This window comes from Erysipelothrix inopinata (assembly GCF_014396165.1).
Taxonomy (GTDB): Bacteria; Bacillota_I; Bacilli_A; order Erysipelotrichales; family Erysipelotrichaceae; genus Erysipelothrix; species Erysipelothrix inopinata.
On record NZ_CP060715.1, the window covers coordinates 1,111,415 to 1,132,076 of the forward strand.

Consider the following 20,662-nt stretch of genomic DNA (forward strand, 5'->3'; position numbering starts at 1 on the left):
GGAGGGTGTCATGTTACGAAAAGAAGTTGTATTAGAATCCCTTAACAATTATACGAAAACTATAAATCTTGAGATGATTCGAGATGGTTATAATGGTGCCACAACTCAAGAGCTTGTAGATAAGTTAGATATAGACCGTACTAACTGTAGTCGCGAACTCAATAACTTAGTAAATGATGGGCTTGTCATTAAGATTACAGGAAAACCAGTCAGATATTTTCCTGTGGAACATCTTGAATCGCTTATTTTTGCGAAAATAATAATTGGAGAAGGAACTTCGTTGCGAGAAATTGTTGAGAACAGTGTACAAAAACTGAGTGACTTTGACTCAATTATTGGTGCTGGAGGAAGTTTAAGTATGGCCATAGATCAGGCCAAGGCTGCCATGATTTATCCTCCATTTGGTCTCCATACACTTATCACAGGTGAAACAGGTATTGGTAAAACAATGTTTGTGGAACTGATGTATAACTATGCAAAAGAATTTGGTGTTTTAGATAATAGGGCTGAATTGGTAACTTTTAACTGTGCAGAGTATGCAGATAATCCGCAACTCCTGGTATCAGAACTCTTCGGCTACACTAAAGGTTCATTCACTGGAGCTGATACAAACAAACCTGGGTTAATTGATCGCGCTAATAAAGGAATACTGTTCTTAGATGAGATTCATCGTCTTCCTTCTGAAGGACAAGAGATGTTATTTCAACTAATGGATAGTGGTAAATATCGAAAAATGGGAGATTCAACCCAAGAGTGGAGAGCGGATGTACTCATCGTTGGAGCTACAACTGAAAGTATTGAATCCAACTTACTCCTTACATTTATTCGTCGGATTCCGATGTTAATAACATTGCCAAGCCTTGAACAGCGTCCTTTAAAAGAACACCTGGATCTCATCAATCTGTTTTTTGAAATGGAACAAAGCAAAATAAAAAAGAATATCCATGTTGATCGTAAAGTATTGGAATCATTGTTGAGATATCGTTATCCTGGTAATATTGGTCAATTAAAAACTGATATTCAGCTTATCTGTGCGAGAGCGTTCCTTGATTCAATGAAAAATAAAAATACTGATTTGAAAGTAACACAAGAATTTCTGCCTCAATATTTATTAGAGAATAGCTATGGTGGAAATGATCAATATATAGCTGTTGATACATTATTAAAATCGTATGACAAGGGCGCTCACTATGATGGTAACCAAATCGTGCGAACACCTCTTGCTGAAGTGAACACTTATAATGGTATTGATGAAACAATGGGAATTGATGAGATTAAACACTATATTCAAAATATGATTCTCGGTTCCTATGAAAATCGGGGAGAACTGAAACACAATCCTGACGAAATATTTAAAATTATAAAGCCAGAGATCTATTATAGTGTAGCGGAATCATTATCATTAGCTCAATCACGACTTAAATGTACATTTTCGAGTCAAACATATATCGCTTTTGGACTTCATATTCAGTCAATTATTGAAAGAGGACTCGAAGCAAAAGTATTTTATAATGTGAGTGAAGATATAAAAGTTCATCATCCCGAAGAATATCAAGCTGCGAAGCTCGTGATGTCCTATCTTGCAGATGAACTTAAGTATGATTTTGCTCCCGAAGAAGCATATCTTGCGACCTTATTTCTAACAACACATCATGAAAAAGATGAAGAGCGTGTTGGATTAATGGTAATTGCTCACGGAAATGGTGTTGCGAAAAATATTGTGAATGTAGCAAATACGTTACTTGAAACTGACCATGCTGAATATTTGGATATGGGACTTGAAGAGAATGTTGATACTTTTTACGACAAATTTAAGGCGAAAGCTAAACTTGTCAATGAAGGTAAGGGTGTATTGATTATTGCCGATATGGGATCACTTATGAACTTCGGAGAACGTTTCACGAAGGAAACAGGAATTCCTACTAAAACCGTAAACTTTGTTTCGACACCTTTAGTCTTAGAAAGTTTACGAAAGGTTCTGTTCAGTACGACATCTTTGGGTCAAATTCACTATGAATTACTAATGACTTTGAATGCGATGTCTAGTGAACCCGAAGTAACACGAAGAAAAAGACTTGATGATACCCAACATGGTAAACCTAAGGCTATTGTTGTGACATGTATGACTGGAGAAGGTGCAGCAATTGCTCTTAAAAACTATATTCAAGATTCCTTATCTTCTATCGGTCATTTGAATCTGAACATTGTTACTACAAATAAACAAAATTATGATCCAAGTCTTGAAGATGAGTATGAGGTTACGGCAGTTATAGGTGCCGTCGATCTTAAACTCGATTCAATTCCTTATATTTCAACCGAAGAAGTACTGTTGGGAAACGGACTGAAAACACTAGAATTTCTATTATTAAAACGGAATAGTCAAAGAGAATATCTGACAAACCAAAGAATTGATACAATTCTTAGAATTCTTGAAGATACTTTGGGTTTCTTAAATCCAGAGAAAACTTTAAATCTTGTGATGGATACCTTTATGCAAATTAGTGATAATTATGAAATTTCTGAATTTGAAAGATTGAATATCAATTATTCATTACATCTTCCAAATATGATTGAGAGAGTTATCCGCAATGAAAAGATACCTTACGATGAGATTGAATCAAGAATAAAACAAAATCAGAAGTTGTACGATGTGATTAAAGAAGCGCTCAAAACAATTGAGGAGGCTTATCGTATTCAGATCCCTGACACAGAGATTGGTTATATCATGGACATGTTCGACACAGTTTGACACAGATTAAGTTAGTACGTTTAAAAAGGTGCTGAGAGATAAATCTCAGTACCTTTTTTAGTGTTTTTGTAAAGTTGGCATGAAACTTGCTGTATATGAGTGAAAGGAGATTGTTCGTGGAAAAACATTTACTCATATTAACACATGGTAGATTTGGTGAAGAGATTTTAAAATCAGTAGAGATGATTGTAGGACCGGTAGAAAATGCATCTACAATATCCCTAATGCCAGGTATGCCACCAGAAGTATTTCAAGCAGAAGTTGAGAAGCTTGTAGGAACTATTGACAAAGATAAAGAAATTTTATGTCTTGTCGACTTATTTGGAGGAAGTCCATGTAATATCGCATTACGTGTTAATTACGATCGTCCTTTAAAAATCGTTTCAGGTTTAAGTCTCCCACTGCTTATCGAAGCAGTATCGCAAAGAGATTTCCTAGAAATGAATGAACTGGTTGAGATCATGGTCGACTCAGCACAAACGGGTTGCTTTGATGTCTTAAGAACAAAGAAAATGGAGGGCTAATATAATGGCTGAAATTAAATTAATACGAGCTGATTTTCGCTTGATTCATGGTCAAGTTATTACAAAGTGGCTCAAACAAACAGGAGCAAATAAGATCCTGATTATCGATGATGAGTTATCTAAGGATGTGTTTATGGCAGAAATATACACAATGTCAGCGCCTCCAGGAATTGACGTTATCATCAAATCTGTAGATGAAGCTGTACAAAGTTATAAAGAAGAAAATCTCGGAGAAGGAAAACTCTTTGTCTTATTCAAAAATGTTCCAACAATCTATGATTCATATCAAAAAGGATTCCCATTTACAGAATTACAAATTGGTGGATTGGGTGCAGAACCAGGACGTAAAGTTGTCTATGGACCGATCACTTTTAATAAAAGTGATGCAGATAAATTAACTGAAATGGAACAAAATGGTGTGAAAGTGTACCTTCATCAAGTACCTCAAGAACCAAGTATCTTATTAAAAGATGCATTAGCAAAAGTCACATTAGACTAGAAAACTATAAAGGAGAAGAACTATGAACCAACTATTATTGGCTACATTGTGTGGAATCTTATATTGGATTGGTACAAACCGTATCGGATACGGTTTAACAACTGCGACTGGCTCACCAATCTTTTACGGATTAATCTTAGGCGCTATTTATGGACAAGTTCAACAAGGATTAATCATTGGTGGAACAATTCAACTTGTATACCTTGGAATGATTGCAACTGGAGGAAATATTCCAGCTGATCAAGCTCTTGCAGGAATTGTTGCGATTCCAATTGCCTTAGAAACTGGCTTAAGTCCAGAAATGGCAGTAGGTGTTGCAGTGCCGTTTGGAGTTCTTGGTGTTTTCTTAGACCAACTTCGTCGAACATCAAACTCATTTTGGATCCACCGTGCAGATAAAGATGCACTTGAGGGAGACCGTAAAGGAATCTTCCATAATGCATTTACACTCCCAGCAATTGTCAGCTTTGTACTAAGATTTATTCCAGTGTTTATCATTACAATGTTTGGTGCTGAGGCTGTAACATATCTCTTAACAGTGTTACCACAATGGATTATTACAGGATTAAGCGTTGCTGGAGGAATTCTACCTGCTATGGGATTCGCAATTATTATCCTAACAATTGGTAAAAAAGAACTCATGCCTTACTTTGTACTTGGATTCTTTGCAGTTGCTTACCTACAAATTAATGTTATGGCAGCAGCTATCTTTGGTGGATGTATCGCACTTCTCATTATGTTCAGAGAAGGTAAGAAGGAGGCGTAATCATGGAACAAAAAGTAAATATGACGAGTGATAAAACACAACTCTTGACCAAAAAAGATTTAAGAGGCACTTTCTCAATGTGGTTTTTTACCACAGAACTCAGTAATTCATATGAACGTCTTCAAGCATTAGCATTCTGTAATGCAATTTCAAAGAACTTAGAGAAGCTATATAAAGATGATCATGAAGCTTATGTAGAAGCACTAACACGCCACTTACAATTCTATAACTCAGAAGGAACAATTGGGTGTATCATCCTGGGTGTTGCATTATCAATGGAAGAAGAAAAAGCACTTGGTAGTGATGTACCACCAGAAATGATTACAGGTATTAAAACTGGATTGATGGGACCTATCGCAGGTATTGGTGACACGATTATTTGGGGAACTATTAAACCAATTATTATGGGTCTTGGATCATCCTTTGCATTAGCAGGAAATCCACTTGGAGCCTTCATTATTTTCTTATATCCATTAGTGATTGTAATTGTTGGTTACAATATGCTGAACTTTGGTTACAAAGTGGGTAAAGAATCGGTCATGAGCCTCTTAAAATCTGGTATGATTAACAAAATTATTACGGGAGCAAGTATTCTAGGTCTCTTTATGATGGGTGCTTTATCATCAACATACGTTAAAGTTTCTACACCATTAGCATGGGAAATTGCTGGAGCTAAACCTATTGTTCTCCAAGAAATTTTAGATGCAATCTTACCTGGAATGTTACCACTTATCGCAATCTTCGGTATTGTATGGTACTTCAAAAATAAAGGTGGAAACTATAACCGTGTACTCTTCTTTGTAATTATCCTATCACTTGTAGGAGCATTCTTTGGAGTCTTAGCATAAACGTAATGAGGTAAATATGAAACAAAAATTCGAAGCCAAACTAAAACAAAAACAACAACAAACGTTAAGCACTCGGCAAATTCAAATGCTCGATTTCATGATGCTAAACCAAAGTCGATTGGATCAATCGATTTTGGAAGCATTTGAAAGTAATCCAACACTTGAAATTGAGGATGGCTATTTTAAAAGTGGAACGTTAGTATTTGATGATGTTTTAGCTGCATATGTTAAAGGACCTTCATTAAAAGATGACCTCTACATGCAATTGTTGGAACGAAGGGATTTGAATCATGATTTGATGAGCTATCTTATTGAATCATTGAATGATCAAGGTCTTCTTCCGACTTCGAATTCTGTTTTAGCACAAGAACTCGATAAATCGGAGTGCGAAATTGAGCGTCATCGTTTCGCACTTCAACATTTTGATCCCATTGGTATTGGTAGTGAGTCAGTTAAAGAATCTATCATCGTTCAATTGAGAGCATTGAATCATCCTTTAGCAGAACTTGGAATAAAGATATTGAATAATTTTCTAAGTGTGAACGATTATTCTGAGTCAAAGATAATAGAAACCTATCAGATTGATGAAGAAACACTCAATGATGTATTGAATGTTATCCATAAATGTAAACCAACATTTGACTTTGATTCTGACGATTCAAAGAACTTATACCCAGACCTAATCATCAACGTCAATCATCAAGAATTGGAATGTACTTCCACACGTGATTATTCAAAAATAAAAATCAACTATGATTACAAACAGGAAGCGAGTGAAGAGATTAAAACTTGGTATCAAGAGAGTGAAATTTTACTTGAGAAAATTCAGTTTAGAAATCACACGCTTACCAATGTCGTGCAAATTATTCTTGATAGACAAAAAGAATTCTTTATGAATCAAAAACCGTTGAATATTTTGACACAGTCAGATGTCGCGGAATTGTTAGATATCAATCCATCAACAGTCTCTCGGAGTATTGCCAATAAATCGGTGCTTTTTAATGGCGATATTTATGAACTTTCTGACTTCTTTGTCAGTGCAACTAAAGGTGGTAGCAGTGCGGACACGATTAAACGCAAGATTTTAAGAATTGTGAAAAATGAAACCAAACCGTATTCGGATCAAAAAATATTAGAACTACTACATGATGAAGGAATTAAGGTTGAACGAAGAACAGTTTCTAAATATAGAAAAGAATTGAATATTCCGTCTTCATCAGAAAGGAGACGTATTAAGAAATGGTATTAAATCAAATAGGAGTGATCGGACTTGGCGTTATGGGTTCAAATTTAACATATAACTTGTCTGATCATGACAATTTCGTATCGGTGTACGATCGAAATAGTAATGCGGTCAATTCGGTATCACATCATAAAAATATTACAGGATATCAAAATTTACAAGAATTTGTAGCATCCTTAGAACTCCCAAGAAAAATAATACTGATGGTTAATGCCGGAAGGCCAGTTGATGCAGTGATCTCAGAACTTCAGGAATATCTTGATGAAGGAGATATCATTGTCGATGGCGGTAACTCATACTATCGCGATACTTTGCAACGTCAAAATAAGTGTAATGAAAAGAATATCAATTTTGTCGGAATGGGAATTTCTGGAGGTGCTGAAGGAGCTCGTTACGGAGCAAGTCTCATGCCATCTGGAGATGAGTCATCGATTAGTATTCTTATGCCTTTTTTAGAAGATATTGCGGCTGTCACAGAAAAGGGTGATAGTTGTGTCGATTATATTGGTAAGGAAGGTTCAGGACATTTTATTAAGATGGTTCACAATGGTATTGAATACGCTGATTTGCAAATACTTTGTGATGCCTATGCAATCATGAAGTATGGCTTACGAATGTCAAATACTGAAATATCAGAAGTATTTGAAGGATGGCAACAAACAGAGTTACAATCTTATCTTACAAATATTGCATCAATCGTCTTGAAAGAAAAAGATGAAATTACTGGTAAAGACCTCATTGATCTTATTTCTGATAGAGCAGGAAGCAAGGGTACTGGGAAATGGACCATTCAATATGCTATTGAAGAAAACATCCCTTGTAACACGTTATTCTCAGCTGTAGATATACGTAATATTTCGCAACGAGATAGAAATACTCATCAAAGTGAAGTTAAAGAATTATCACAAGAATTAAACTTAGAGATACTTAAACAAGCAGTATATGCATCAAGAGTATTTGCATATATGCAAGGTTTCTCAATTATGGAGGAAGCATCTTCACAATATAATTGGAATCTTAATTTTGAAAGTATCTCCAAAATTTGGGGAGCAGGATGCATCATTCAAGGACAATTGATTAATGACATCCATGAAGATTATGAGAACAATTCGATTAGTTCCTTAATGCATTCACCCAACATGCAAACAATTCTAAACGATAGGACCAATGCAATGAGAGATACACTCATTTTTTCGATGAGTAAAAATGTATGTTGCCCAGTAATATCAGCTGCATACAGTGATATTATGGCAACGAATACACCGAAGTTATCAACGAATCTCCTTCAAGGGATGCGCGATTATTTTGGGGGACATACATACGAAAGAATCGACCTTGAAGGAAATTATCATACCAACTGGAATACAGAAAATAGATAAGGAGAAATGAATGAATAGGAAAATAGTTAAAACACAAAAAGGACAGCTTTCTGGTCTTGTAGAATCAGGCGTTGAGAAGTATTTAGGGATTCCTTTTGCAAAACCACCAGTAGGTGAATTAAGATTTTTACCACCTGTTGAAAATGAAGCATGGGTTGGAGTTCGTGATGCTATCACACTACCAAACAGCCCAATGCAACCGATTAAAGAAAATGGCAAACCATCACGTCAATTGACAAGAATCAGTGAAGATTGTCTTTATTTAAATGTATACGCACCTGAAAATTCAGAAGGACGTAATTTACCGGTTATGTATTGGATTTATGGTGGTGGCTATACCGTAGGAAGTTCCGCAATGCCTCTTTACGATGGTGAGAATTTTGTAAAGAACAATGATGTCATTTTAGTTACTGCAAACTATCGCGTAGGTATCTTTGGATTTATGAGTCATCCTGCTCTTAGCAAACGAGCAGAACATCACACGAATGCGGGAGTTGCAGATGCCATTGCTGGTTTAACGTGGGTAAAACATAATATTGAAGCATTTGGTGGAAATCCAAATAATGTCACTGTTTTTGGACAATCAGCAGGTTCTTCATTGATAAATATATTATTGTTGTCTCCTGTAGCAAAAGGACTATTCCATGCTGCAATTACTCAAAGTGGTTCGCCGTTTAATCATGACGAATGGGATATTGATACAGAACAAACTTATGAAAAATGTCGTAAGTATATGGAATCTGTTGGAATTATGAACGAAGAGGACCTTTACAGCGCTCCTGCAGAACAATTCCTTCAAGATAAAGATAATTACGCTAGAGCAGAGTTCTGCCCGTATGTGGATGGTTACATCCTACCAGACCGACTTGAACAATGTTTCTTGAAAGGGTTATTCCATGACGTTCCAGTAATGCTTGGATGTACATCTGATGAGGCTTCATCTCTAGTCAACGGAGGCGATGCACACGGAAGTCGTTCAAAGACTACAAAAGAATCATTTGGTAAAACAGTAGATATAAAATATCCAATCAAAGAGCACAACGAATTCATTTGGGAAAAATATGGTCCCTATGCTGAATATGACGCAGGTTATGCACTCTATCGCTTTAGATCCGATAACACTGCAGCGAATATGAGATACTTTGCATCTTGCCTCAAAGACTACAACGAGAGTCCAGTTTACTACTACATTTTCCAACATGTACCACCTACCCATAATCCATCTTTCCTAGGTGCACATCATGGTTGTGAAGTTAACTATATCTTCCAAAACTTCGATGCAGACAAAGAAATCATTGCATACGGAAGTTACGATGAAAAGATTGGAAATGATGTGTCAGCATACTGGACAAACTTTGCACGTAATCATCATCCAAATAGTGAATCACTACCACACTGGGAAGAATTCACTCCTGAGAACAATATGATTATGTACTTAGATGGACCTTGCGAATGTAGAGAAATAAAGAACAAAGCAATTACAGATACATTCGAAAGATTTCTTGCAGAAAGAACAGAAGCCAACAACCCCGGGTTGATGGTTAAATCAAAGAAAGCAGCAGATTTCTAATAAAATTATGAAAAAAATAACATTTCTCTTCAAAAATAAGATGAGAAATGTTATTTAAATTAGTAAATTTGAAGTTTACAATAATTAAAAAATAATAGTGCTCGTTATGTAGGTAATTAAATATCCTGCAGTATTTAGAACTAAATAGACAGTGTTAGATATAATCCTCATTGGTTCATACTATAAAAAAATTTAATTATGTCTTGATAAAGTGAATACTATAATTATTATAATATGTGATTAAAGAACAATAAATTATCGCGAGGTTAGAGTAAAAAAAATCAAGAAGATTAATTAGATGTTTTAAATTTATATATGTGCTAATATGTAAGCATAGAAATTGATTTTTTTTTGCATCAATCAACACTAGTAAAAATAAGAAGTGTGTCTCTAAAATTTGTTTAAGGTTATCAAGTAATCGACAAATCTATTTTTCTGCTTAATGCATTTGTTTCCAGAATTGATTGGTTATGGATTGCTTTTTATAGTTAATTTAAAAAGGAGATAATTATATGTGGAATGCAATAGACTTACATATGCACACATCTGTTGGAGTTACTCGGGATGGTAAAAGTGATACAGTAAATTTCTCGTATTTAAAATTCGTTCAGGTGCTCTCAGAGTATGAATTGAAACTTTTATCAGTTACAAATCATAATATCATTGATTTTTCTAATTTTTTAGTATTAAATTATTTATCTGATATATTAGGTTCAACAATGCTTTTGGGTGTGGAATTTGATACAGTTTTTGCTGATAAAGAGGATCAGCCTTTGCATCTCGTGGCTATATCAGAAAAAGAATTTGAAGATAATTTTGAAATGTCTAATAACATAAATATTGAGACTCAAAATAAAAAAAATAATATCGGTGAAGTAATATATTCTGCCGAAGAATTGATGTCATTAGTTAGAAATCATAATTTAGTTATGATACCTCATGGATCTAAATCGAGGGGGATTTTTGAAGACCCTTCTGAGGAAAATATTAAAAGTGCTTTAAAAATTGTTCGAGAAGGATTTATTAGAGTATTTGATAGTCCATCTAATTGGAAGTTAAGCCAGATTAAATCTTTTATGACGGAGGAAAATTACGCTGATAATATTGATGATTTCGGAGGTGTTTTATTCTCAGATGTTCGAGATTGGGATCAATATAGTTCAAAGAATAGAAACTTCTATATGAACGCAGAACCGAGTTTTAAAGGCCTAATACACTCACTATCGAATCCAGTACATAGATTTTCTACCAAAGATCACATTAACAAAAATAATCACTATATATCCAGAATTGAAATTAAAAAAAGAGAAGAAGAAAGTACTTCCCCATTGGAACTTACCGAGAATTGTATTAATCTTGATAGGGGGTTTAACTGTATAATTGGTCGATCGGGATCAGGGAAAAGCTTATTACTAGAAATAATTAAACAATCTTTAACTGAATCAACCAAAAGTTCTTATGATGTAATTAGCGATTATGAGTTTTCGTTCTATAATGAGAGTGACGAAAAGCTAGACAAATCCAACATAAATATAGGATTTGGAGAAAAAATTTATGATAAAATTATTCAAGCAAATATGTCTTCTGATAATGAAGAAATGTATAGTATTGTAAGATATATCATGCCAGATTTTGTTTCCAAAAGAAATTTTCAGGCGGTGAATGAGGTTTTTGAAAAAAATGTTAATCTATATATAGATACTAAAAAAAAATACTCTGATAATTCAAAAAAAATCATTGAGGAAATTAATAAATTAAACGGTAACGAACTTAAACTTAGGGACTTGGAAGATATAAGTACTTTTCAAATATCACTTCCTGATCCATTTAAACTAACATATACCCAAGAACAACTAAATAACTTTGCAAAATACAGTGAACATTTCGAGAGTTTAAATACAATATTAAATATATATAAAGATAATAAAAAAATAAATATTAAGAACAAACTAGACGAAACAAATAAATTATTTAAAACAGTGTATCAAGAAATAACAGAACTACACAAGTTTGAAACATATGAAATTCGCAAATATGATCTAGTGAAAAAATGTATTAATGATGTTAATGGAATTTCGTCTACTAATGCATTGAGTAAATCAACTTTAATAAATTCAATGTCGAGTACGCTCGATAGCATTGTTTCGAGTTTTATTGAACATAAGATAGACGAGTTTAACCTACTATCTATGGATGTAAGTTACAACTTACAAGGTTCACATCAGGAAACATTGATCAATAAAAACAATCAGATTTTAGTTGTGGAAAAGGTAAAAGAAGAGGATATAAAGCTTGTATCCGAGAGAGAGAACAAGCTTTTTAAAACATATGGACATAAGACAAAATTGAATGAAAAAAAATATGATTTAACGAGTAACAAAGACACAAAAAACCTACTAAATAAATACATAAAACTTGATATAATGAGAGATTCTTTTAAGATAAATGACCTATTCGACGTTGAAGTTGAAATATTCTTTGATCAAAATAATATTAAAAATTTAAATCCAGGAGACATTGCTAAAACATATCTAGAGGTTTATTTTGACAATAATATTATTAATTCTAACAACTCAGTAATTTTGTTCGACCAACTTGAAAATGATGTTGACAAGGATTTTATTAGTACCACGATAAAAGAACAGATCAATAAAACGAAGGGAAAGGTTCAATTTATTGTTGTCACTCATGATCCTATAATTGCTGTAAATGCGGACCCAACCAATTATATTGAAGCTATTAAAAATGACAAAAATATTGAATATAGAAATTTTAGGCCGGAAAGCTATGTACAAAATGAGCTAATTACAATTGCGAATACAGTTGACGGGTCCCGAAATGTAATAAAAAATCGATACGAAATTTATAAAGGAGATAGACAACATGAAAATTGAAATTGAAAAGACTGAAAGTGGTGCACATTTTAAATATTGTGATGAATCAAATTGGAGAAATGTCGGGTATAGCGAAATTAATGAATTTATTGATTATTATTTAGATAATCTCGAAACAAATGGAGATTGTGAAATTATTGGAGAAGATAATGTTGAAAACTATAAAACTTTATTTTCAAAACTGATTAGTGAAATGAATAGTGAAGACTTCATTCTTGCATATAAATTGGCTAAAGAACGCAGTAGTGAGGCTGAATCAATACAGGATGAAAGGGATTAAGCTAAATTTAAGTACTTAAAATGTCATCAAATTTTTGCACATGTAGTTTTAAAGTCGTTTAAATTCTGTGTTGCAAATTGATATTTAATATATCGGATGATATGGTATTTCATTCTAAATTAGCTTTAATTTTCGAAGATTGAATTAGTATTGTGATAAAGATATCTTTTAATAAGAAGCTGCTAGTTTTTCTCATTATAATTGAACTTATTCTTTGATGTTCAGTAGTCTGTATGTATCATTGAAAACAAGTAAGAGTTCAGAAAAATTCGATTGAAATAAGGAGTTACTTTAACCATCGTATATTTATAATAGAGGTGATTAAAATGTTTGATTCAAATTATGAAGAGTTTCCGGGTGTATTCTATATCTATGTAGGATATTGGAGAGAATATGTAGTTGATGATCAATCAGGGAAATATATTCCTTATTTTTTAATCTGGTTTCTTTAGTTTTTCAGGAGAAATAGTCCGGTTTACAACAGTAATTATGAAAATGTAAAATAATTTAGGAGCGATTGCATATTGTTTCTCTACCTAGTTTATATTGTATCCAAAGTGAGTAAACGAACTAGCTTCACAAGTGTTGATTTTTGAATGATGTGAGGACAAAGACAAGTGAATCTAAACAATTATTGTTGGATGTACACTTGCTACTAATGCTTTAAAGAACTGAACCATATCTTATCCAAAATATACTTTTTTTAGCAAGCCATCATTTCTAGAAACTTGAAACGTCTTTTTGACAGATTCATATATACACACAAGAATATTCTCACTAATAATTCAAGGTCAAAATCTATTAACAGGTTCGAGTCACACAACAAAAACTCTAGGATCGGTGTGAAAGAATACTTCATAATTTCTAGAAATTTCTCAATGTGGTTATCAGCAAGCTTTCCATTATAAGTTTGCTGATAAAAATGTTACAACTACATATGTTCCTTTGAAATTATGGTGTTAATCATACATTTTAGCTAATTCGAGTATAGTTGACGGTATAATATAAAAACCCACTTGAAAGAAATCTACATTTAGCACTATATCGTTTTTAATAAATTATTTCGACTCTATCCCGAAAATTTTTAAAATTTGCAATGATGAAAGAATTGTGAATTTTGAAATTATAAGCTATTTTTTGATTAATAAATGATATCATAAAGAAAGAGATAGTATTCAATTCACGATCTTTTTAGTGTACAAAATGAATAAGGAGAAAAAGGAAACGAATATGAATAGTGATTTTGATAATCTTAAAAATACTTTAAGCAGGGTAGAAGTTCCTATTGATAATGTAGAACATGATAAATTTAGATATAATAAAAATGCAGAAGGGTTCGCAAAATTTCTTGAAAAATGTGAAATGCCGATAACAGTATCAATTCAAGGAGATTGGGGCTCAGGAAAAACCTCATTTATGAACTTAGTTAGAAATAATTTTCTGGACAATAATTCAAAAGAACAAAATGAATTCTATAAATTTGATGCATGGCAATTTTCGGCATTTGGTAGTGAAGAATTTCTTCCGATTTTTTTGTTAGAAGAAATCGCAGAAAATACAGGTTGTAAGTCAAAACAAGCCACAAGGTTTTTTGAGGAATTAAAAAGTATTTCCATACTAAAATTGGTTGAAACTGGTAGTAATTATGGGATCAAGATTGACCCATCAGTGTTTGATTCAAATCATGCCCAAAAGAGAGAAAAACTAATTAATAGTATTAATGAAAAAACTTCAGGCAGAAGAATTGTTTATTTTATTGATGATTTGGATAGAGTCAAGCCCGAAGTTGCTATAGAAATGTTAGAAGTAATAAAGTCAGTACTCAATCTTAAGAATTTTATTTTTGTTGTCGCGATAGATCTTGAGGTGATTAGAAAAGGGTTAGAAAAAAATTTAGTAATAATATGAATGCTGATAAAGCTCAAGCATTTTTTGATAAAATATCCCAGGTGAATTATGTTATACCTAATCATCAAATTGATATTTCAGATTATTTGCTTGAACTTTTAGATTTCGACTTTGTATATGAAAATGATGTAGTTAAAAAAATGGATTATATAATATTTTTCAACAAACTATACAAGATTGTGTTTCTAATAATCCAAGACAACTCAAAAAATTAGTAAACAACTACTATTTATATTCGACAATTGTTTTAAATGAGTTACATAAACTAGAAGATAGAGATGAAAAAAATGCTTCTAAACTTTTAATATTTATCGTAGTTGCTCTGAAAGAACATAGTTATGACTTGTATAAAGAATTCTTAAACCTACCCGCGACTTTTAATATTTATGAAGATGCAGAGGGATTAGATAATTCATTAAAAAATGCAATCCTCAATCTTGATAGAATAAAACTAAATTATATAAAAGACATCAGTAAGTATAATAGCCTAATTGTAAATATTTCAACTCAAGCACAAGTAGAAGTTTCCAAAGAAAGGGATACAGAAACGAAATCAGATGATGATAAAATATCAAGATATTCTTACAAAGGAAAGAAATATAACTCTGTACAGCTGAATGCTGAGTTACGAAATGAGTATCTCAGGACAGTTTCGAGAACTTTCTATAATAATCAAGAGCTAACGGCAGAAGAGAAAAATAAATTTATTGGAGATGGTACAGTAAAAGGTATAATGTCTTCTACAATCCAACAACTTACGGATAGGGGATTAAGTATTAAAGCAATAAGTAGCATTCAGGGTAATTTAATGATAAAAGAAGGAAAAAATCCTGATATAGACCAATGGAAAAATTCAGCTAGAATATTCGAATTTCCAATTGGTGAGGAAAAGTTTGTTTATTTTGATACTAATATTTCAATTAGGGATGCTTATGTATTATCAATTAGAATGATAGAAGAATCAATGATAGAAGAATCTATGAAGTGATTATTGGAAAACTCATGAAATTGTTATACATTCCTAACTTGGGAATATATAATAGCAATTAGGTCCGTAATGCAAATACTTTTGCAGTAACCTTAGATGAAAGTTGTATGCATATGTGCTAAATATTACTGTATAAATATTTTAAGTAATTAATTTGAAAAGACTTTTCTAATTAATATGGTGGGATATAGTTTTCAAAATAATTAGTATTTGAATGAGAAATAAGTTACTCAAATTATTTTTGAGTAAAAGTACTTTGAGATATATATTAAAATTTAAGTTTAAAATATAGTAGAAGGAGAATATGACCATGTGGGGTAATGCAAAGATTCAAGATAGTAATATGTTGGAAGCACAAAGAGAAATGTACACATCAAAGAGGGGAAATAAAATAATATATAATAAGGGAGGAAAGGATAATTTCCAAGTAAGTATTATTGAATGTGATACAAATGACGCGTATGCTATGAGAGATGTCGATTATTTTGAAGTGATTCTGAAGTATAGTAATAAATATGAGGTAGAAATTCTATCATTGATAAGACAGATGTCCGAATTTATTGACCAAAACGCAGGTGGATTTTATGATAGTTTTATAGGGTTGATATTTGAACCAAATGAACCATTCGATATTAATAATCGAAACACGTTCGGGTATAATGACCAGTTACATATTAATAATATTATAAATATAGTTGATACCTACGATGGAATGGAAATTGAAGATCCTGAATCTGAGCTTGAGGAAGCACTAGTAATAATCTACTTAGCAATGGTTTCTGAATGGTATTATGGATTTAGTTATGGCGGAATTGATAGTGGTAAAAGATCAAAGTGGCAACATAGAATGAAGATTCTTGGTTTGCATCAAGTAATTAATCGAGATTTAACACCTGAATGTGCTGCAAGATATTCAATTAGATTAGGTGAAGATCAAATTTCAGATGCATTAGAAATATATGGAATCTATTCTAAGCCTTTGAAGTTTCCTAAAAAATAGGTTAATTATACTCGAGGACATAATTATAATTTGAGATGGGCTACCTTTACCCATCTTTTTACTTCCTATCTTGTAAAAGAACTTTTGTAATTAAATGGCGAGGTTATTTTTTATGAATAGCAGCATAACACATTGTGCACTTTGATGCACAATATGTTATACTTATAGACGGTGATAACATGGAAATACTTGAAGAGTTAGGAAATAGAATAAAAGAAATTAGAGATAAAAAAGGGATTTCTCAAACGGTTTTAGCAGAAAGATCGGGAATCGTAAGAGAACAAATATCTAGAATTGAAAATGGGCAAATTAATGCAACAATAGAATCTGTATATAAACTTAGTTTAGGTTTAGATGTGGAAATAGCGGAGTTGGTTAGCTTTAGTAATAACAATATATATATAAACACAAAAAAAGAAAATAGAATCAAGCCATTAGTAAAATGGGCAGGTGGGAAAACTCAATTACTTTCAGAAATAAGGAATCTTTTACCCGCCACTTACAATAATTACTTTGAACCATTCATTGGTGGTGGTGCATTATTTTTTAGTATTATGCCAGAAAATGCTGTTATCAACGACTATAATTCAGAATTAGTCGCTGCATATAGGTGTTTTGAAAATATTAATAGCTACTTACAACTAATTGATATATTAAAAAAACACGAAGTCAATCATAACGAAGGGTACTATTTAAGTATTAGAGAGTTGGATAGAACAGAAAATTTTGATCTACTGAGTCAAGAAGAAAAAGCTGCTCGTTTTATTTACTTGAATAAATCATGTTTTAATGGCCTATATAGGGTGAATTCAAAAGGTCAATTTAATGTTCCGTCAGGGAAAAAAAGTGCCGTTAAAGCATATGACGGAGAAAATTTTCAGAGAATATTTTCTTATTTTGATGAAAATAATATTAAAATATTGAATGAAGATTTTGAAGTAGCTGTTCAAGATGCAACTTCAGGAGATTTTGTGTATTTTGATCCGCCATATGATAGTTTTGAAGCCTCTGATTCATTCACATCATATTCTAAAAATGGTTTTGATAGAGATGATCAATTTAGGTTGATGAAATTATTTAGAAATCTAGATAAAAGGGGTGTCAATGTTATGTTATCTAATCATAATACCCCATATATCAATGAACTTTACAAAGGATTTAATATTAAAGTAGTCAAGGCTAAAAGAATGATAAACTCCAAAGCAGATGGCCGAGGCTTTGTAGAGGAAGTTATAATTACGAATTATTAGGAGGACTATGAAAAATATCAATTGTAATAAGAAAAAAATCATGATTGATGAAGATGATTTTGTGTTGATGCATGGTGATTCTTTAAAATTGCTAAAAAAAATAGAACAGAATAGTGTTGATATGATTTTTGCAGACCCTCCGTATTTTCTTTCAAACGGCGGTATTACTGTTCAATCAGGAAAAATGGTTTCAGTAAATAAAGGCGAATGGGATGAAGGAATGTCTCTAGAAGAAAGACATAAATTTAATCGAAAATGGATTCGGATGTGCAAGAATGTATTAAAGGATGATGGAACAATATGGATAAGCGGAACAATGCATAATATATATTCAATTGGTATGGCATTAGAATTAGAAGGTTTCAGTATCATCAATAATATTACTTGGGAAAAATCAAATCCTCCTCCTAATCTTGCGTGCAGGTCATTCACTCACTCAACAGAAACGATTTTATGGGCAAGAAAGCAGCTTACTAGCAAAAAGAAAGGTAAACATCAATTCAACTATAGTGTTATGAAAAAGATAAATGGTGGAAAACAAATGAAAGATGTTTGGACTTTTTCTACTACTCCTCAACGTGAAAAAAAATGTGGTAAGCATCCCACTCAAAAACCAATAGCAGTTTTGGAAAGAATTGTTTTAGCATCAACAAATAAAAATGATGTAGTCTTAGATCCATTCAATGGGAGCGGAACGACAGGGATTGTATGTTCAATGCTTGGCAGACGTTATATTGGAATTGAACAAGAAAGTGAGTATATTGAACTGACAGTAAATAGACTAAATAGTTTAAAGGAGAACAAGGATGATTAGAGATTTCGATGAATGGCTTATGAACTTTAAAAACACAATAGTTGATTGGGATTATTACGTTAATTTTCCCAAAGTTTATAGCAATGTAGAGAGTATAAAAGTGGAGTTAAATATTTTGAATAGCTTAATCGGATCAAAGGATATTGAAACAGAATTTAAATCACTTGCTACGAATTACCCAGAAATTATTAAGGTAATTCCGATTCTAATAGCAAAGAGAGAAAAAGAAATTGCAATCGCAGATAATAAAGAAGAGTTTTTTTTCAACTTTAATCAACCTAACTATTCAATTGATGAATATTGTAATTTCATGAGAAAAACTGGACTTTTTAATTTACTTGAGAATCATCTCGTAGGGGATTTGACTGACTACGTTAAGGGAATAGAAGTGGGATTGGATTCCAATGCACGTAAAAATCGTACCGGGCATCTTATGGAGGATATAGTAGAAAAATTTATAGTAGATGCAGGTTATGAAAAAAATAATAATTATTTTAAAGAGTTAAAAAAGACCGAAATAGAAAAAAAATATGATGTTGATCTATCTGCTTTAAGTGGCAAATGGAAAACGAACAAGCGATTTGACTTTGTCATTAAATCAGAAAAGACGATATACGTTATTGAAACCAATTACTATAGCGGAGGCGGATCAAAATTAAATGAAACTGCAAGAAGCTATGAAATGTTAGGAACTCAAGCAAAAAGTATCGAAAACTTTGAATTTATATGGATTACTGATGGTCAAGGGTGGAAATCTGCAAAAAATAATTTAAGACAGACTTTGGAAAGCGGTGTAAACGTTCTTTCGTTAAAAGATTTAGAAGAAGGAATTCTCTCTAAAATAATAAAGTGAGATAAAATATGACCTCTATAGTAGTAATAGGAAATGGATTTGACTTGCACCACGGTTTGAAAACCAATTATAGCGATTTTTTCAACGAAAATATAAATAATAAAGATGTTGAGGATTACAATAATTTAATACTACAAAGATTTCCTGATATTAGTAATGATTGGACTAAAATAGAAAACAATATATTAAAAATTAGGAAGGTATATTCTACTGCAGAAAGTCAACTAGTAATGTGCGGAAAAGTTATCGGCTATGAGAATTTCAATGAATTTATAGAATTACAAAAAAAAATAACTAAATTATTTATAGAGTACCTTAAAAATAATACACACTTTGATAATATCCAAATGAATCCCAAAATAAATGGTTATCTAATAGCTTCACCGTTAATTGTGAATTTCAATTATACTGATACTGTTGAAAGTATTTATTGTTTGAATTGCAAGCACCCAAATGGATTCATTGACAATGGTTATGTGATATTTGGTCATATGATGGAGAGTATTCCCCATGATGGCAGCATGAATTACGATTTGAATATTAAGCATTATCAACGGATAATAATGAGTTTTTATAATCAAATACGTTTGAAGTACGATGGAGAGACTGTTAAAAACAAACTGAGAATTTTTGAAGATGAAGTGATTACAGAATTAGGAATCGATGGACATGGAGCAGGTATTGATGAATCATATAGTCATACAGATCCGGATATTAATTACTTTATAAAAAATAATTATGAAAAAATATATCGACCCATTAGTTATTTTTTTAGTGATTTGGAAGCAAAATTGGACATCAACCAACTAGTTGTGATGGGACATGGTATAGAAGCAGATACTGATTTTTATGAAATAGTGAATCAAATATATCACATAAAAGAAGTAATTATTTTTTCACACGATAGAATTAAAACAAATAAAGAAGAAATTCCACTTATAAAGAAAATTTTTAGAACTGTAAAAATCAATATTGAAGATTATACCAACACAATTAACATTAAGTAATATTTGATTTATTATGCTTTTTATAGTAAATAGTATTATTTCAACTAACTTGAACCTAAAATGATTATCACTTTATTTAATAAATAATAT

Annotated in this window: 18 protein-coding genes; all 18 read left to right on the forward strand. The window is 32.0% G+C overall.

Going from position 1 to position 20,662, the window contains the following annotated elements:
* Positions 1-10 precede the first annotated feature (10 nt).
* Positions 11-2,749 (forward strand): sigma-54-dependent transcriptional regulator, encoded by a 2,739-nt coding sequence (locus tag H9L01_RS05350; protein ID WP_187532953.1) that lies wholly within the window; start codon positions 11-13, stop codon positions 2,747-2,749.
* A 116-nt stretch (positions 2,750-2,865) separates the two neighbouring features.
* Positions 2,866-3,273, forward strand: a complete 408-nt coding sequence (locus H9L01_RS05355; protein ID WP_187532954.1) for a PTS sugar transporter subunit IIA — start codon at positions 2,866-2,868, stop codon at positions 3,271-3,273.
* Between the two features lie 4 nt (positions 3,274-3,277).
* A complete protein-coding gene (locus H9L01_RS05360; RefSeq protein WP_187532955.1) occupies positions 3,278-3,772 on the forward strand; it encodes a PTS sugar transporter subunit IIB in 495 nt (164 codons plus the stop codon).
* 22 nt (positions 3,773-3,794) lie between these two features.
* Complete coding sequence (locus H9L01_RS05365; RefSeq protein ID WP_187532956.1) at positions 3,795-4,538, forward strand: PTS mannose/fructose/sorbose/N-acetylgalactosamine transporter subunit IIC; 744 nt, start codon at positions 3,795-3,797, stop codon at positions 4,536-4,538.
* Positions 4,539-4,540: 2 nt separating this feature from the next.
* The gene (locus H9L01_RS05370) at positions 4,541-5,386 is read left to right on the forward strand and encodes a PTS system mannose/fructose/sorbose family transporter subunit IID (RefSeq protein WP_187532957.1); all 846 of its coding nucleotides are present in this window, start codon (positions 4,541-4,543) and stop codon (positions 5,384-5,386) included.
* Between the two features lie 16 nt (positions 5,387-5,402).
* Positions 5,403-6,635: an RNA polymerase factor sigma-54 gene (locus H9L01_RS05375; RefSeq protein ID WP_187532958.1), complete on the forward strand. Its 1,233-nt coding sequence runs from the start codon at positions 5,403-5,405 to the stop codon at positions 6,633-6,635.
* Positions 6,626-8,008 carry an NADP-dependent phosphogluconate dehydrogenase gene (gene gndA / locus H9L01_RS05380; protein WP_187532959.1) on the forward strand — a complete coding sequence of 461 codons (1,383 nt, stop codon included), beginning with the start codon at positions 6,626-6,628 and terminating at the stop codon, positions 8,006-8,008. The genes H9L01_RS05375 and gndA overlap by 10 nt, the downstream gene beginning before the upstream one ends.
* Positions 8,009-8,018: 10 nt before the next feature.
* Entirely contained in the window at positions 8,019-9,578 is a 1,560-nt protein-coding gene (locus H9L01_RS05385; protein WP_187532960.1) for a carboxylesterase/lipase family protein, read from the forward strand.
* Positions 9,579-10,090: 512 nt separating this feature from the next.
* Positions 10,091-12,472, forward strand: coding sequence for an ATP-binding protein (locus tag H9L01_RS05390; protein WP_187532961.1), 2,382 nt, complete (start codon positions 10,091-10,093; stop codon positions 12,470-12,472).
* On the forward strand, positions 12,462-12,752 hold the full coding sequence (locus H9L01_RS05395; RefSeq protein ID WP_187532962.1) for a hypothetical protein: 291 nt from the start codon (positions 12,462-12,464) through the stop codon (positions 12,750-12,752). Before H9L01_RS05390 ends, H9L01_RS05395 begins: the two co-directional genes overlap by 11 nt.
* Before the next feature lie 326 nt (positions 12,753-13,078).
* The gene (locus H9L01_RS10860) at positions 13,079-13,204 is read left to right on the forward strand and encodes a hypothetical protein (protein ID WP_281381162.1); all 126 of its coding nucleotides are present in this window, start codon (positions 13,079-13,081) and stop codon (positions 13,202-13,204) included.
* A 778-nt stretch (positions 13,205-13,982) separates the two neighbouring features.
* Positions 13,983-14,660, forward strand: coding sequence for a KAP family P-loop NTPase fold protein (locus H9L01_RS05400; RefSeq protein WP_187532963.1), 678 nt, complete (start codon positions 13,983-13,985; stop codon positions 14,658-14,660).
* 343 nt (positions 14,661-15,003) lie between these two features.
* On the forward strand, positions 15,004-15,648 hold the full coding sequence (locus H9L01_RS05405; protein ID WP_187532964.1) for a hypothetical protein: 645 nt from the start codon (positions 15,004-15,006) through the stop codon (positions 15,646-15,648).
* 310 nt (positions 15,649-15,958) lie between these two features.
* The gene (locus tag H9L01_RS05410; protein WP_187532965.1) at positions 15,959-16,648 is read left to right on the forward strand and encodes a hypothetical protein; all 690 of its coding nucleotides are present in this window, start codon (positions 15,959-15,961) and stop codon (positions 16,646-16,648) included.
* 179 nt (positions 16,649-16,827) lie between these two features.
* The gene (locus H9L01_RS05415; RefSeq protein WP_187532966.1) at positions 16,828-17,898 is read left to right on the forward strand and encodes a Dam family site-specific DNA-(adenine-N6)-methyltransferase; all 1,071 of its coding nucleotides are present in this window, start codon (positions 16,828-16,830) and stop codon (positions 17,896-17,898) included.
* A 7-nt stretch (positions 17,899-17,905) separates the two neighbouring features.
* Positions 17,906-18,712, forward strand: a complete 807-nt coding sequence (locus H9L01_RS05420) for a DNA-methyltransferase (RefSeq protein ID WP_187532967.1) — start codon at positions 17,906-17,908, stop codon at positions 18,710-18,712.
* Positions 18,705-19,565, forward strand: coding sequence for a type II restriction endonuclease (locus tag H9L01_RS05425; RefSeq protein WP_223151000.1), 861 nt, complete (start codon positions 18,705-18,707; stop codon positions 19,563-19,565). The genes H9L01_RS05420 and H9L01_RS05425 overlap by 8 nt, the downstream gene beginning before the upstream one ends.
* Positions 19,566-19,573: 8 nt before the next feature.
* Complete coding sequence (locus tag H9L01_RS05430; RefSeq protein WP_187532968.1) at positions 19,574-20,572, forward strand: AbiH family protein; 999 nt, start codon at positions 19,574-19,576, stop codon at positions 20,570-20,572.
* Positions 20,573-20,662 lie beyond the last annotated feature (90 nt).